Origin of the sequence: Rhodococcus sp. WB1 (genome assembly GCF_001700945.1) — a bacterium.
In the GTDB taxonomy this organism is placed as follows: domain Bacteria; phylum Actinomycetota; class Actinomycetes; order Mycobacteriales; family Mycobacteriaceae; genus Rhodococcus; species Rhodococcus aetherivorans.
Genome location: NZ_CP015529.1, coordinates 2,600,860 through 2,615,186, shown reverse-complemented (window position 1 = coordinate 2,615,186; position 14,327 = coordinate 2,600,860). Strand labels below are relative to the sequence as shown.

Below are 14,327 nucleotides of genomic sequence, written 5' to 3'. Positions count from 1 at the left end.
GCAGTGAGCCGATGACGGTGCAGGTGCCCACGGTGGACGTCGCCCGGATCCGGGCCGACTTCCCGATCCTCGGGCGCACGGTGCGCGACGGAAAGCCCCTGGTCTACCTCGACTCCGGGGCCACCTCGCAGCGCCCGACGCAGGTCCTCGACGCCGAACGGGCGTTCCTGACCACCTGCAACGCGGCCGTGCACCGGGGAGCGCACGAGCTCTCCGAGGAGGCCACCGACGCCTACGAGGGCGCCCGCGCCGTGATCGCCGACTTCGTCGGCGCGGATCCCGACGAGGTGGTGTTCACCAAGAACGCCACCGAATCGCTCAACCTCGTCGCCTACGCCTTCGCCGACGCCCGGTTCCCGCGGCGCCTCGGGCCCGGCGACGAGATCGTCGTCACCGAACTCGAACACCACGCCAACCTGGTGCCCTGGCAGGAACTCGCCCGGCGCACCGGCGCGACGCTGCGCTGGTTCGGCGTGACCGACGACGGCCGCATCGACGTCGACTCCCTCGAACTCACCGACCGGGTCAAGGTCGTCGCCTTCACCCACCAGTCCAACGTCACCGGGGCCGTGGCGCCGGTCGAGGAGCTGGTACGGCGCGCGAAGGCCGTCGACGCGATCGTCGTCCTCGACGCCTGCCAGTCCGTGCCGCACATGAGCGTGGACTTCCACGCGCTCGGCGTCGACTTCGCCGCGTTCTCCGGCCACAAGATGTTCGGCCCCTCCGGCGTCGGCGTCCTCTACGGCCGCCGTGAGCTGCTCGCCGACGTGCCGCCGTTCATCACCGGCGGCTCGATGATCGAAACCGTCACCATGGAGGCGTCGACGTTCGCGCCGCCGCCGCAGCGCTTCGAGGCCGGCTCACCGATGTCGTCGCAGGCCGTCGGTCTCGGCGCCGCGGTGCGGTACCTGCAGCAGATCGGCATGGACGCCGTCGCCGCGCACGAGCACGAGCTCACCGCGGCGGCCCTCGCCGAACTCGCCGGCATCGACGGTGTGCGGATCGTCGGCCCCACCACGGCCGAGCAGCGCGGCGGGGCGGTGTCGTTCGTCGTCGACGGCATCCACGCCCACGATCTCGGGCAGATCCTCGACGACGAGGGCGTCGAGATCCGCGTCGGGCACCACTGCGCGTGGCCGCTGCACCGTCGATTCGGGGTCGCGGCGACCGCCCGCGCCTCCTTCGCCGTGTACAACACGCTCGACGAGGTGGCCGCGCTCGGCGCGGCGATCCGCCGGGCCCAGGCCTTCTTCGGAGCGCGCTGATGCGGATGGAGCAGATGTACCAGGAGGTCATCCTGGACCACTACAAGCACCCGCACCACCGGGGTCTGCGCGAGCCCTACGGCGCGGAGGTGCACCACGTGAACCCCACCTGCGGCGACGAGGTGACGCTGCGGGTGCATCTCGCCGACGACGGCACCGTCGCGGACGTCTCCTACGACGGGCAGGGCTGCTCGATCAGCCAGGCGTCCACCTCGGTGCTCACCGACCAGGTGATCGGGGAGCCGCTGGACCGGGCCCTGGCCACCGTCGACGCGTTCGCGGAGATGGTCGGCAGCCGCGGGACCGTCGAGGGCGACGAGGACGTACTCGGCGACGGCATCGCCTTCGCCGGCGTCTCGAAATACCCGGCGCGCGTGAAGTGTGCGCTGCTGGGCTGGATGGCCTTCAAGGACGCCGTCGTGCAGATCGCCGACAGCATCCACAGCACCCACAGCACTCACAGCACCGCACCCGTAGCCAGCGGAGGACAGAACTGATGACCGAACCCGTGACCCCGGCGGACGAGACCACCGCCGCAGCCCCGGACGCGGCTCCCACCCTCGACCCCGAGCGGTTCGAGGAGCTCGAGGAGGCGATGCGCGACGTCGTCGATCCCGAGCTCGGAATCAACGTCGTCGACCTGGGCCTGGTCTACGGCATCACCGAGGACGACGAGGCCGTCACCATCGACATGACGCTCACGTCGGCGGCCTGCCCGCTCACCGATGTGATCGAGGACCAGTCCCGCAACGCTCTCGTCCGCAGCGGCCTGTGCGACGAGCTGCGCATCAACTGGGTGTGGATGCCGCCGTGGGGGCCGGACAAGATCACCGAGGACGGTCGCGAGCAGCTGCGCGCGCTCGGCTTCACCGTCTGACGCGGCCGGTGACCCGGCCCAGCTCCCAGGCGCCCCCGGATCCGGGGGCCGGCAGCTCCCCGGATCCGATCACCGCCCTCGAACACGAGTTCATGGCGCTGATGCGCCGCGGCCGGGCACAGATGGGGGAGCGGGCCCGCGCCGTCCACCCCCGGCTGGATCCGGCGTGCTACCCGCTGCTGGTGCTGCTCGGCCGCGCCGACGCGGTGGCGATGTCGGAGCTGCTCGCGGATCTCGCCATCGAGAAGTCGACGTTGACGCGGCGCATCGACGCCGCCGCCCGGCTCGGCCTGGTCGAGCGGACGACGGACCCGCAGGACGCGCGGGCGCGGCTCGTGGCGCTCACCCCGGAAGGCCGGGAGCGGCTGACCGCGTTGCAGCGCGAGCAGACGGCGCGGTGGCGTCGCCGGCTGTCCGCATGGGACACGGCCGACGTGGAGCAGCTCACGGCGCTCCTGCGCCGCCTCGGCGACGGACTGGACTGAGATGTGGTGCCGGCCGCGGCCGGCACCCATCCGACACCTGAGGCCCCGGCCGGTGCCGGGGCCTCAGGCCCGCTTGCGCGCGGTGGACTTCTTCGCGGGGGCCTTCTCGGTGGTCTTCTTCGCCGCCGTCTTCTTCGCGGTGGGCTTCTCGGCCGTGGTCTTCTTCGCCGGCGTCTTCTTCGCGGCGCTCTTCCTGGCGGGTGTCTTCTTCGCCGCCGCGCCCCGGGCGGGCGCGGCCGCGCCCGACTCGTCGCCGGCCGCGGCGGCGTCCACGCTGCGCTGCAGCGCAGCCACCAGGTCCAGCACCTCGGCGTCCTCGGCGGCGGGTTCCCCCGCCGGGGTCACCGGCAGCACCTTCTCGCCGCCCCGGGCGATGATGTCGTCGATCAGCGACCGCAGCTCGACCTGGTACTCGTCGGTGAACTCGTCCGGACGGAAGTCGTCGGCCATCGACTCGACGAGCATCTCCGCCATCGCCAGTTCCTTCTGCTTCGGCGGCTCCGCGTCGTCGAGCACCGGGAACGCCACCGACCGCACCTCGTCCGGCCACAGCAGGGTCTGCAGCACGAGCACGCCGTCGCGGTTGCGCAGCGCCGCCAGCCGGGTGCGCTGCCGCAGCGTGAAGTGCACCAGTGCGGTGCGATCGGTCTGCGTGAGCGTCTCGGCCAGCAGCGTGTACGCCTTCGGCGACGACGAGTCCGGCTCGAGGTAGTACGACTTCTCGAACAGGATCGGGTCGATCTGCTCGGTCGGGACGAACTGCAGCACCGGGATCTCGTGTTTCTCCGCGACGGGCAGCTTGTCGAAGTCCTCGTCGGCGAGCACGACCCGCACGCCCTCGTCGGAGTCGTAGGCCTTGTCGATCTCGGCGTAGGGCACCGACTCGCCGCACTCGGTGCAGATCCGGTCGTACTTGATCCGCCCGCCGTCCTTCGCATGCACCTGGTGGAACCGGATGTCGTGGCTCTCCGTGGCCGAATACACCTTCACCGGCACGTTCACCAGCCCGAACGCGATGGAACCCTTCCAGATCGAACGCATGGTTCCATCATGATCGAGATCGGCGCCCGCCGCGCGGAACCGGGCGAACTCCTCACCACAGGGCGCGCAGCATCGCCCCGCGCAACGCCGGCGAACCCGTCGCGAACATCCGGGTCATCGCCGCCACCGTCCCGCCGAGGTCGGTGCGGCCCGACAGGTAGGAGCGCTGGCGTTCCGGTGGCAGCGTGAAGAACCCCGCGAAGAACGCCGGGGTCTGTTCCGGGCGTAGTCCCAGCAGCACCCGCAGCCCCGAGGCGCGCAGCTGCGCGACCGCACGCGCGGACGGGGACCACAACGCCGCCGTGGCGCTGCGGCCCCCGGCGAGCGCGTGCGCCACCGGATCGGCCGCCGCCAGCGACGCCGCCACCGCGTAGCCGGTGCCCGGGTGCATCAGCCCGCCGCGGGCGCCGAACCGGGCCACCCCGCGCGCCGACCCCGGCGGGGGTTGCACGGCGAACCGCACCCGCTCCACCGGCTCCGTCCCGCTCAGCGTGACCCCGCGCGCGGCGAGCCGGGCCTCGAGGCGGCGCCGCAACTCGGCGAGCGGAATGGCGGGCCGCCCCACCAGGCAGGTCTCCTCCAGCAGCACCCGGCCGCCGCCGAGCGGCACCGCGTACAGGAACGACGGCGCATCCCCGGAGCGGGTGCGGTTGTCGCGCCGCCAGTCCATGAACCAGGCGGCGCGGCCCTCCAGCACGGGTGCGGCAGTGGCGGTGTCGACCGTGACCCCGAAGGCGGTCTGCTGGGCGCGGGAGCGGTCGGCGGGCACCCCGCGCGCGTCGATCACGCTCCGGGCCCGCAGCACGCTTCCGTCCGCGAGGGTGACGCGATCCGGGGCGACGGCGTCCACCCGGCCGGCCCGTACCCGCGCCGGCTCCAGCGCCAGGCTTCGCTGCAGTGCCGACGCATCGAACACACCGTAGGGGCGCTCGATCCGGTGTGGCCGCACCGTCCACGCCGCCGGCTCGTCCACCCGCGCCGCGAGCACCGAGGGGGGCAGCCACGACGGCAGCTCGTCGAGCCACGCCGCATACGTCGCAGTCCACGGCCGATCCGGCTGCGGGTCCACGGCCAGCACGTCGAGACCCGCGGCGACCGCCCGGTGTGCCACCGCACGCCCCGCCGGCCCGAGCCCGACGACCAGCACCTCCGCGTCTATCACCCGCTACATCGCTCCCGTCGCCAGCAGTCCACCGTCCACCCGCACAGTCTCCCCGGTGATCCAGCCGGCCGCATCGGAGACCAGGAACGCGACCAGCTCGGCGACGTCCTCGGGCGTGCCGAGGCGGCCCATCGGGTATCGGGCGGCGGCGGTGTCCTCACCGCCGGCGACGAGCGCGGCCGCGAACCTCGTCTTCACCACCCCGGGCGCGACCGCGTTGACGCGCACGCCCGGCCCCAGCTGCCAGGCCAGCTCCTCGGTCAGCCGGATCAGCGCCGCCTTCGACGCCCCGTACGCGGCGATCACGCCGGTCGAGCGCAGGCCCGCCACGCTCGCGACGTTGATCACGGAACCGCCGTGCTCGGCCATCCACGCGCGGTAGGCCTGCTGCACGAATCCCAGCGCGGCGACGACGTTGACGTCGAAGATCTTGCGGACGGCGTCCAGGTCGGCGTCCATCAACGCCCCGTAGACGGGGTTGATGCCGGTGTTGTTGATCAGGATGTCGAGCCCGCCGAGCTCGGCGACGGTGCGGCGCACCGCCTCGGCGCGGGTGTCGGCGTCCCCGGCGTTACCGGGCAGCTCGAGCACCTGCCCGCCGTGTCCGAGGGCGCGCAGCTCGCCGGCGGCCTCGGCGAGCGGCTCGGCGTGGCGGGCCGTGAGTGCCACGCTCGCGCCGCGGGCGAGCAGCGCCGCGGCGATCGCCTTGCCGATCCCGCGGCTCGCTCCGGTGACCAGCGCCGCGCGGCCCGTGAGGTCGGAGCCGGGGGAGGTGTCGGGGGAAGTGGTCATGCCGGCGAACGTAGCGCATCTCACCCCGGCATCCCGGGGTGGACACGGTAAAATGAATGGTTCGTGCGCCTGCCCCTGCGGCATCATTGGCAGCCAATCCGAGTCGTCCCCGAGGAGCCTCACGCGTGATCACCGCCACCGATCTGGAAGTCCGCGCCGGCGTGCGGACGCTGCTCTCGGCGCCGGGCCCGGCGCTGCGGGTGCAGCCCGGCGACCGGATCGGGCTGGTCGGGCGCAACGGTGCCGGCAAGACCACCACCCTGCGCATCCTCGCGGGGGAGGGCGAGCCGTACGCGGGCGCCGTCGTCCGCTCCGGCGACCTCGGCTACCTGCCGCAGGATCCCCGCGAGGGCAACCTGGACGTCCTGGCCAAGGACCGTGTGCTCTCCGCCCGCGGCCTCGACGAGATCCTGCGCGCGATGGAGAAGCAGCAGGCCGTCATGGCCGAGGCCGTCGACGAGAACGTCCGTGACCGGGCGGTACGCAAGTACGGGTCGCTCGAGGAACGCTTCTCGGCCCTCGGCGGGTACGAGGCCGAGTCCGAGGCCGCCCGGATCTGCACCAGCCTCGGACTGCCGGACCGGGTCCTGGGCCAGCCCCTGCGCACCCTGTCCGGTGGTCAGCGCCGCCGCGTCGAACTCGCCCGCATCCTGTTCGCCGCCTCCGACGGCTCCGGCAAGTCCACCACCACCCTGCTGCTCGACGAGCCCACCAACCACCTCGACGCCGACTCGATCACCTGGCTGCGCGGATTCCTGCAGAACCACGACGGCGGCCTGGTCGTCATCAGCCACGACGTGGACCTGCTCGCCGACGTCGTGAACAAGGTGTGGTTCCTCGACGCGGTGCGCGGCGAGGCCGACATCTACAACATGGGCTGGAAGAAGTACCTCGACGCGCGGGCCACCGACGAGGCGCGCCGTCGCCGCGAACGCGCCAACGCCGAGAAGAAGGCGTCCGCGCTGCGGCAGCAGGCGGCCAAGCTCGGCGCGAAGGCCACCAAGGCCGTCGCGGCGCAGAACATGGCCAAGCGCGCCGACAAGCTGCTCGCCGAGCTCGACGAGGTGCGGGTGGCCGACAAGGTGGCCAAGATCCGGTTCCCGGAGCCGGCGCCGTGTGGCAAGACCCCGCTCATGGCCGAGAGCCTGACGAAGGTGTACGGCTCGCTGGAGATCTTCACCGGTGTGGACCTGGCGATCGACCGGGGCAGCCGCGTCGTCGTGCTCGGTCTCAACGGTGCCGGAAAGACCACGCTGCTGCGCCTGCTCGCGGGGGTGGAGACCCCGGACGCGGGCCGGCTGGCGCCCGGCCACGGCCTGAAGATCGGCTACTTCGCCCAGGAGCACGACACCCTCGACGACGACGCGACGGTGTGGGAGAACATCCGGCACGCGGCGCCGGACGCGGGGGAGCAGGACCTGCGGGGGCTGCTCGGGGCGTTCATGTTCACCGGCCCGCAGCTCGACCAGCCGGCCGGGACGCTGTCCGGCGGTGAGAAGACCCGGCTGGCGCTGGCCGGACTGGTGTCGTCCGCGGCGAACGTGCTGCTGCTCGACGAGCCGACCAACAACCTCGATCCGGTCTCGCGGGAGCAGGTGCTCGACGCGCTGCGCAGCTACGCCGGTGCGGTCGTGCTCGTCACCCACGATCCCGGCGCGGCCGAGGCGCTCGATCCGGAGCGGGTGATCCTGCTGCCGGACGGTTCCGAGGACCACTGGTCGCAGGAGTACCTGGAGCTGATCCAGCTGGCGTGAGGTCCGGCCCTGCGTGACCGTGCGCGGGAGTACCCGGAGCCGATCGTGCCGGCGCGGGGTGCGGCCGCGGCCCGGACCTGCGCGATTCCTCCCGGCACCTCGCCCCGTCCACTAGCCTGGAAGCGGGGCCTTGCCGAGCCGACGGGAGGATCCGATGGCACGCAAATCCGGGCACGCCGGGAATGTACTGACCAAGGGCACACGGGTCACGGGGGAATCGCGTGACCGTCTCCAGGCAGAACTGAAACGCCGCTACGAGGCCGGGGCGAGCATCCGGACGCTGGCGCAGGAGACGGGCCGTTCCTACGGGTTCGTGCACAACGTGCTCGTGGAGTCCCATGTAGCGCTGCGTGGCCGGGGCGGACCGAACCGGCGGAGCGCGGCGCGCGCCTCGACCTGAGCGGGTCAGCCGGCGGCGGTCCGTCGCACGGACTCCTCGACCAGGTCCAGTACCGCCGACAGTTCGCTGTCGGCGGTGCCCGAGGCGAGCCGCGCGATGAGGCCGTCGAGGACCAGGTCCAGGTAGCTGAGCACCACCTCGGTCGGCACGTCGTCGCGCAGCCGGCCGGCTTCGCGTTGCCGCTCGAGCCGGCCCACGGTCGCCTTGGTCAGCTCGGCGGAGTGCTGTGTCCACGCCTTCGCGAAGTCCGGGTCGGTGCGCAGGCGCCGGGTGATCTCCAGCCGGGTGCCGAGCCAGTCGAACTGCTCCGGTGAGGCGAGCATGTCCCGCATCACCTGCACGAGGCCCTGCTCGGCGGCGACGTCGGCCATCCGCGCCGCATCCTCCTGGGCCAGCGCCAGGAACAGCCCGTCCTTGTCCTTGAAGTGATGGAAGATCGCGCCGCGGGACAGTCCCGTGGCGTCCTCCAGGCGGCGCACCGTGGCGCCGTCGTAGCCGAACTCGGCGAAGCACCGTCGCGCGCCGGCGAGGATCTGACTCCGGCGTGCGGCGAGGTGGTCCTCACTGACCTTGGGCACCGCGAACGTCCTTTCGGGGAAGAGACGGCGGGCCCGAGACGAGACGTCCCGAGCCCGCCGCCGGTGCACTGCGTGTGCGGTGAACCGATCTCGGACGTCAGCCCTTGATCATGTTGCGCAGCACGTACTGCAGGATGCCGCCGTTGCGGTAGTAGTCCGCCTCACCGGGGGTGTCGATCCGCACGACCGCGTCGAAGACGACCTTCTCGCCGTTCTCCCGGGTCGCGGTGACCTTGACGGTCTTCGGGGTGACGCCCTCGTTCAGCTTCTCGATGCCCTCGATGTCGTAGACCTCGGTGCCGTTCAGCTTCAGCGAGGCGGCCGACTCGCCGGCGGGGAACTGCAGCGGGACGACACCCATGCCGATGAGGTTGGAGCGGTGGATCCGCTCGAACGACTCGGTGATGACGGCCTTGACGCCGAGCAGGCTGGTGCCCTTGGCGGCCCAGTCCCGCGAGGAACCGGAGCCGTACTCCTTGCCGCCCAGCACGACCAGCGGGATGCCGGCGTTCTGGTAGTTCTGCGACGCGTCGTAGATGAACGCCTGCGGGCCGCCGTCCTGCGTGAAGTCGCGGGTGTAGCCGCCCGAGACGTCGTCGAGGAGCTGGTTGCGCAGCCGGATGTTCGCGAACGTGCCGCGGATCATCACCTCGTGGTTGCCGCGCCGCGAGCCGTAGGAGTTGAAGTCCTTGCGCTCGACACCGTTGGCCTCGAGGTACTGCGCGGCCGGGGTGCCCGCCTTGATGTTGCCGGCGGGGGAGATGTGGTCGGTGGTGACCGAATCGCCGAGCAGCGCGAGCACCCGCGCCCCCTTGATGTCCGTGACCGGAGCCGGGGTCTTGGGCATGCCCTCGAAGTACGGGGGCTTACGCACGTAGGTGGACTGGGGATCCCACTCGAAGGTCTTGCCCTCCGGGGTGGGCAGGCCACGCCAGCGCTCGTCGCCCTTGAACACGTCCGCGTAGCCCTTGACGTACATCTCCTGGCTGATCGCGGAGCCGATGGTGTCCTGGATCTCCTGGGCGGAGGGCCAGATGTCCTTCAGGAACACGTCGTTGCCGTCGGCATCCTGGCCGAGGGCGTCGTGCTCGAAGTCGAAGTCCATCGTGCCGGCGAGGGCGTAGGCGATGACCAGCGGCGGGGACGCCAGGTAGTTCATCTTCACGTCGGGGGAGATGCGACCCTCGAAGTTGCGGTTGCCGGAGAGCACCGCGGTGGCCGTCAGGTCGTTGTCGTTGATGGCCTTGCTGATCGCCTCGTCCAGCGGGCCGGAGTTGCCGATGCAGGTGGCGCAGCCGTAGCCGACGAGGTAGAAGCCGAGCTTCTCGAGGTACGGCCACAGGCCGGCCTTCTCGTAGTAGTCGGTGACGACCTGCGAGCCGGGGGCCATGGAGGTCTTGACCCACGGCTTGGCCGACAGGCCCTTCTCGACGGCGTTGCGGGCGAGCAGCGCGGCGCCGAGCATCACGGACGGGTTCGAGGTGTTGGTGCAGGAGGTGATGGAGGCGATCACGACGGCACCGTGGTCGAGGACGAACTCGCCCTTCTCCTCGGAGACGACCTTGACCGGCTTGGTCGGCCGGCCCTCGGAGCCGTTCGCGGCCGACTGGACATTCACGGCACCGTCGTCGGCGAAGGACAGGGCGACCGGGTCGGACGCCGGGAAGGACTCCTCGACGGCCTCGTCGAGCTGGGTGTGGTCGGCCGGGTGGTGCTCCTCCACGTAGTTGTGGATGTCCTTGCGGAAGGCGCTCTTCGACTCCGACAGCAGGATCCGGTCCTGCGGGCGCTTCGGGCCGGCGATGGACGGAACCACGTCACCGAGGTCGAGCTCGAGGTACTCGGAGTACTGCGGCTCGACATCCGCGTCGTGCCACAGGCCCTGCTCCTTGGCGTAGGCCTCGACGAGGGCGAGCTGCTCGTCGCTGCGGCCGGTCAGGCGCAGGTAGTTCACGGTCTCCTCGTCGATCGGGAAGATCGCCGCGGTGGAGCCGAACTCGGGGCTCATGTTGCCCAGGGTGGCGCGGTTGGCCAGCGGCACCTCGGCGACGCCCTTGCCGTAGAACTCGACGAACTTGCCGACGACACCGTGCTTGCGCAGCATCTCGGTGACGGTGAGGACCACGTCGGTGGCGGTCACGCCCGGCTTGATCTCACCGGTGAGCTTGAACCCGACCACGCGCGGGATGAGCATGGAGACCGGCTGGCCGAGCATCGCGGCCTCGGCCTCGATGCCGCCGACGCCCCAGCCGAGCACGCCCAGGCCGTTGACCATGGTGGTGTGCGAGTCGGTGCCGACGCAGGTGTCGGGGTAGGCCTGGCCGTTCCGGACCATGACGGTGCGCGCGAGGTGCTCGATGTTGACCTGGTGCACGATGCCGGTGCCGGGCGGGACGACCTTGAAGTCGTCGAAGGCGCCCTGGCCCCAGCGCAGGAACTGGTAGCGCTCCCCGTTGCGCTGGTACTCGATGTCGACGTTGCGCTCGAAGGCGTCGGCGCGGCCGGCGACGTCGATGATCACGGAGTGGTCGATGACCATCTCGGCGGGGGCCAGCGGGTTGACCTTGTTCGGGTCGCCGCCGAGGGTCTCGACGGCCTCGCGCATCGTGGCGAGGTCGACGATGCAGGGCACGCCGGTGAAGTCCTGCATGATCACGCGGGCGGGCGTGAACTGGATCTCGACGCTCGGCTCGGCCGACGGATCCCAGCTCGCGATGGCGCGGATGTGATCGGCGGTGATGTTCGCACCGTCTTCGGTGCGCAGCAGGTTCTCGGCGAGAACCTTCAGTGCGTAAGGGAGTTTCTCGGTGCCCGGAACGGCCGAGAGGCGGAAGATCTCGTAGGAGTTCTCTCCGACCTCCAGCGTCCCCTTGGCGCCGAACGAATCAATACTGGTGCTCACGTCAGCTCCACTCGTCGATGAGGCTCGCCGCCGACGGGGCTGTGTCGACGGCCGAAGCGAGGCCCCGGAGCCGAGCCGGGCCGCAGAACAGGGCCGGACGGCGTCGGAGGCGTCTCGCGGCAAGTCTAACAGTACGCTTGTCCTGTGAACCGATGGGACACAACCGCCGATCCGGCGTCCGGCCGCCGCCGCGGCGCCGTCGCGTAGGGTACGAACGGCGCCGCACGAGCGGCGGCCGTCGAGCCCCACGGAGAGAGATGTCTGCGCCCCTGTCACGTGTCCTGACACCGTCGGCCACCGACCTCCCCCCGGGTGTCTCGCTCGAGCAGGTCCTCGCCGATCTCGCCGACGACCAGGTCTCGGCACCCCCGGACCGCGTCGACGACCTGGTCGCCGTCGTCGAACGCGCGCAACAGCACGGCATCGACCTGAGCATCGTCGTGCTCGACCGCGATCCCCGGCTCGACTCGCAACTGCGCGACCTCGCGACCGACGTCGCCGGCGAGGACGGCGGCACCGTGCTCGTGCTGAGCCCCGGCTGGGCCGGCGCCCACAGCGACAGCATCGACCGGGTGCTCCTCGAGTCCGCGCAGGACCGCACCTACACCGGCGATCCGGTCGTCTCGGCGTCCAACTTCGTCGACGCACTCACCGAGCCCGCGCCGCCCTGGACGCTGCTGACGGTGCTGCTGCTGCTCGCGGTCGCGGGCGCGGCGGGGGCGACGTACCTCGCCAAGGCGGTCCGTCGCCGCGGCGACACCGGCGGGGCGGAGACGGTCGCTGCCGACCGGCCCGCCCGCTGACCGGACCGCACCGAGAATTTTCCCGGCCACCACTGTGGCCGTCGTCACAGTTCAGGGCGTTGACACAGGTCGAATTACCCTTCTGTTATTTGTGACTGGAGTTTCCTCGGGGTGCAAAGTGTCGTACGGTGCACTTGGCGCTCTTGGGGAAGGGGTGTCACACATACCCGGAGTCGGGTCGCGGTGCGAACCGTGAGGTGACGCCGGGCTGCCGAGCGATGCAACCGCGGCCTCGTCCGCGGTGGATCGCTGCTGCGGCGACCCCTTTCCAGGTTGCGCTCGGGTGCGTCCCGCCGGCGCGACCGAGGGAGGGCGATGTGAGGCGTAGCGGTATACGGCAGGCGATGTCCCGACAGCCGTCGCGGACGCCCCGAAGACGCCGACTGTCCCGCACGACCCGGCTGGTTCTCGGTCTCGGCCTGGCCGCCTCCCTGATCGCGGGTACCGCCGCGTCCGCCGGCGCGGTACCGTCCCCGCCGCCGAATCCCAGCGATGCCGATCTCGCGGCCGCCGGGGTGGCCGTCGCCGCCGGGGTGGACCAGGTGGGCAGCCTCATCCTCCGGATCGCCACCGCCGACCAGCAACTCGCCGAACTCGAGAATCAGGTCGCGGTCAAGCGGGAGAACGTCAACCGTGCCCTCGTGGACCTGCAGTCCGCCCGCGACGCCGCCGACGCCGCCGCCCACGCGGTCGCCCTGTCGCAGCAGGCGCTGAAGGACGCGGGCACCCGGATCCGGCAGGCGCAGCAGGACTTCGACGCGTTCGCCCGCGACAGCTACGTCCAGGGCACCAATGTCGCCTCCCTCGCCTCGTTCATCGGCTCCACCGGTCCCGACGACCTGCTCGACCGCGCCCAGATCATGCGCCTGCTCTCCGCGGGCCGCACCGTCGTCCTCGACGCCCTCGAACGCGCCCGCACCGAGCAGGCCAACCGGGACTCGCGGGCGCGGGCCAGCAAGCAGGAGGCGGACGCCGCCGCCGCCGCGGCGGAGGAACGCCGGGCCGCCGCCGAGGCGGCCATCGCCGAGGCGCGCACCGCGCTGGCCGCGCAGACGGCCGAGAAGCAACGCATCGAACAGGACCGCGCGCAGGCGCAGGCCGAACTCGACCGGGCCCGCGGCACCGTCACCGGGCTCGAGGGCCAGCGCGCGCAGTACGCGGAGTGGGATCGGCAGCGGCAGGCCGAGGAGGCCGCGGCGGCCGCGGCCGAGACCGCCGCCCGGCAGGCTGCGGCCGACGCCGCCCGGCGCGTCGCCGCCGACGCCGACGCCCGCGCCCGCGCGGCCGAACTGGCCAACGGGCAGCGGCCCCACACCCAGATCGACGACTACGTGCGGCCCCGGCCGGCGGCCGCCGAATCCGGCGAGTCCGAGGTCGGATTCGAGTCGCCGCTGCCACCCACCTCCGACGCGACCACCACCCGGCCGGGCCGCACCACGCCCGAGCAGGACGAGTCGGGTACCGACGGGTCGGGCACCGACGGATCCGAGGACGGCACCGACGGGTCGGGCACCGACGGATCCGAGGACGGCACCGGCGGGTCGGGCACCGACGGATCCGGGGACGGCACCGACGGATCGGGGGACGGCACCGACGGATCGGGCGAGCCGACGACCGACGGCAGCGGCGAGTCCGACTCGGAGGACTCGACGATCCCCGACCGCGCCGACCCGGTCGAGGAGGAGGGCACCACCACGTCTCCGCCGACCCGCAGCCGGCCCAGGACCACTCCCAAGCCGGGCTCGACCCTCGGCGGCACCGCCGCCGTCGAAACGGTGATCGACCGGGCGATGTCGCAGATCGGGGTGCCCTACGCCTGGGGTGGTGGCGACGAGAACGGTCCGACCCTCGGCATCCGCGACGGCGGCGTCGCCGACAGCTACGGGGACTACAACAAGGTCGGCTTCGACTGCTCCGGGCTGATGATCTACGCATTCGCCGGGATCGGGATCTCGCTGCCGCACTACACCGGCTACCAGTACACCGCGGGCGAGCAGGTGCCGTCGGCCGAGATGCGCCGCGGCGACATGATCTTCTACGGCCCGAACGCCAGCCAGCACGTGGGCCTCTACCTGGGCGACGGGCAGATGATCGAGGCGCCGCAGTCGGGTTCGCACGTGAAGATCTCACCGGTACGCTGGGACGGCATGACCCCGTACGTGGTACGGATGGTGTCCTGAGGCACCGCTTCGGCCCGGCCGGAGGCGGGCTCGCTCGACACCGGTGACCGCGGGCGTCGGCTCGGCGACGGCGGGGGCGTCCGGCACC

General features: G+C 71.8%; 13 protein-coding genes. 8 read left to right on the top strand and 5 right to left on the bottom strand.

The window, feature by feature from the left end; genetic code table 11:
- Window positions 1-11: 11 nt before the first annotated feature.
- From A4U64_RS11480 to A4U64_RS11465, 4 genes are read left to right on the top strand one after another with little or no spacing between them, the layout of a single operon-like run.
- The gene (locus A4U64_RS11480; protein WP_006939266.1) at window positions 12-1,265 is read left to right on the top strand and encodes a cysteine desulfurase; all 1,254 of its coding nucleotides are present in this window, start codon (window positions 12-14) and stop codon (window positions 1,263-1,265) included.
- On the top strand, window positions 1,265-1,762 hold the full coding sequence (sufU, locus tag A4U64_RS11475; RefSeq protein WP_006939267.1) for a Fe-S cluster assembly sulfur transfer protein SufU: 498 nt from the start codon (window positions 1,265-1,267) through the stop codon (window positions 1,760-1,762). Before A4U64_RS11480 ends, sufU begins: the two co-directional genes overlap by 1 nt.
- Entirely contained in the window at window positions 1,762-2,142 is a 381-nt protein-coding gene (locus A4U64_RS11470; protein ID WP_006939268.1) for a metal-sulfur cluster assembly factor, read from the top strand. Before sufU ends, A4U64_RS11470 begins: the two co-directional genes overlap by 1 nt.
- A gap of 8 nt (window positions 2,143-2,150) precedes the next feature.
- A complete protein-coding gene (locus A4U64_RS11465) occupies window positions 2,151-2,627 on the top strand; it encodes a MarR family winged helix-turn-helix transcriptional regulator (RefSeq protein WP_029543656.1) in 477 nt (158 codons plus the stop codon).
- A gap of 63 nt (window positions 2,628-2,690) precedes the next feature.
- Here the strand turns inward: A4U64_RS11465 and ku are convergent, their stop codons facing one another.
- The 3 genes from ku to A4U64_RS11450 are packed head-to-tail and all read right to left on the bottom strand — an operon-like array spanning window position 2,691 to window position 5,622.
- Window positions 2,691-3,668: a non-homologous end joining protein Ku gene (gene ku, locus A4U64_RS11460; protein WP_043798807.1), complete on the bottom strand. Its 978-nt coding sequence runs from the start codon at window positions 3,666-3,668 to the stop codon at window positions 2,691-2,693.
- Between the two features lie 52 nt (window positions 3,669-3,720).
- Window positions 3,721-4,830: a lycopene cyclase family protein gene (locus A4U64_RS11455; protein ID WP_006939274.1), complete on the bottom strand. Its 1,110-nt coding sequence runs from the start codon at window positions 4,828-4,830 to the stop codon at window positions 3,721-3,723.
- A gap of 3 nt (window positions 4,831-4,833) precedes the next feature.
- Window positions 4,834-5,622: an SDR family oxidoreductase gene (locus A4U64_RS11450; RefSeq protein ID WP_043798805.1), complete on the bottom strand. Its 789-nt coding sequence runs from the start codon at window positions 5,620-5,622 to the stop codon at window positions 4,834-4,836.
- Between the two features lie 125 nt (window positions 5,623-5,747).
- Here A4U64_RS11450 and A4U64_RS11445 point away from each other — a divergent pair, with 125 nt between their 5' ends.
- Complete coding sequence (locus tag A4U64_RS11445; protein WP_006939277.1) at window positions 5,748-7,376, top strand: ABC-F family ATP-binding cassette domain-containing protein; 1,629 nt, start codon at window positions 5,748-5,750, stop codon at window positions 7,374-7,376.
- Window positions 7,377-7,530: 154 nt separating this feature from the next.
- Window positions 7,531-7,776, top strand: a complete 246-nt coding sequence (locus tag A4U64_RS11440) for a helix-turn-helix domain-containing protein (protein WP_006939279.1) — start codon at window positions 7,531-7,533, stop codon at window positions 7,774-7,776.
- 5 nt (window positions 7,777-7,781) lie between these two features.
- Here the strand turns inward: A4U64_RS11440 and A4U64_RS11435 are convergent, their stop codons facing one another.
- Both A4U64_RS11435 and acnA read right to left on the bottom strand, forming a co-directional pair.
- Window positions 7,782-8,354: a TetR/AcrR family transcriptional regulator gene (locus tag A4U64_RS11435; RefSeq protein WP_006939281.1), complete on the bottom strand. Its 573-nt coding sequence runs from the start codon at window positions 8,352-8,354 to the stop codon at window positions 7,782-7,784.
- 97 nt (window positions 8,355-8,451) lie between these two features.
- A complete protein-coding gene (gene acnA / locus A4U64_RS11430; RefSeq protein ID WP_065922572.1) occupies window positions 8,452-11,256 on the bottom strand; it encodes an aconitate hydratase AcnA in 2,805 nt (934 codons plus the stop codon).
- A 257-nt stretch (window positions 11,257-11,513) separates the two neighbouring features.
- On the opposite strand from acnA, the gene A4U64_RS11425 reads away from it, so the two are divergent.
- Together A4U64_RS11425 and A4U64_RS11420 are read left to right on the top strand one after the other, a co-directional pair.
- Window positions 11,514-12,059 carry an Rv1476 family membrane protein gene (locus A4U64_RS11425; protein ID WP_006939285.1) on the top strand — a complete coding sequence of 182 codons (546 nt, stop codon included), beginning with the start codon at window positions 11,514-11,516 and terminating at the stop codon, window positions 12,057-12,059.
- Between the two features lie 344 nt (window positions 12,060-12,403).
- Window positions 12,404-14,239, top strand: a complete 1,836-nt coding sequence (locus A4U64_RS11420) for an NlpC/P60 family protein (RefSeq protein WP_065922571.1) — start codon at window positions 12,404-12,406, stop codon at window positions 14,237-14,239.
- Window positions 14,240-14,327: the final 88 nt, after the last annotated feature.

What these genes read in the sequence shown, in the direction of transcription:
- A4U64_RS11480 (WP_006939266.1), top strand. Translation starts at nt 12, where the DNA reads ATGACGGTGCAGGTGCCCACGGTGGACGTCGCCCGGATCCGGGCCGAC.
- sufU (WP_006939267.1), top strand. Translation starts at nt 1,265, where the DNA reads ATGCGGATGGAGCAGATGTACCAGGAGGTCATCCTGGACCACTACAAG.
- A4U64_RS11470 (WP_006939268.1), top strand. Translation starts at nt 1,762, where the DNA reads ATGACCGAACCCGTGACCCCGGCGGACGAGACCACCGCCGCAGCCCCG.
- ku (WP_043798807.1), bottom strand. Translation starts at nt 3,668, where the DNA reads ATGCGTTCGATCTGGAAGGGTTCCATCGCGTTCGGGCTGGTGAACGTG.
- A4U64_RS11450 (WP_043798805.1), bottom strand. Translation starts at nt 5,622, where the DNA reads ATGACCACTTCCCCCGACACCTCCCCCGGCTCCGACCTCACGGGCCGC.
- A4U64_RS11440 (WP_006939279.1), top strand. Translation starts at nt 7,531, where the DNA reads ATGGCACGCAAATCCGGGCACGCCGGGAATGTACTGACCAAGGGCACA.
- A4U64_RS11425 (WP_006939285.1), top strand. Translation starts at nt 11,514, where the DNA reads ATGTCTGCGCCCCTGTCACGTGTCCTGACACCGTCGGCCACCGACCTC.
- A4U64_RS11420 (WP_065922571.1), top strand. Translation starts at nt 12,404, where the DNA reads ATGTCCCGACAGCCGTCGCGGACGCCCCGAAGACGCCGACTGTCCCGC.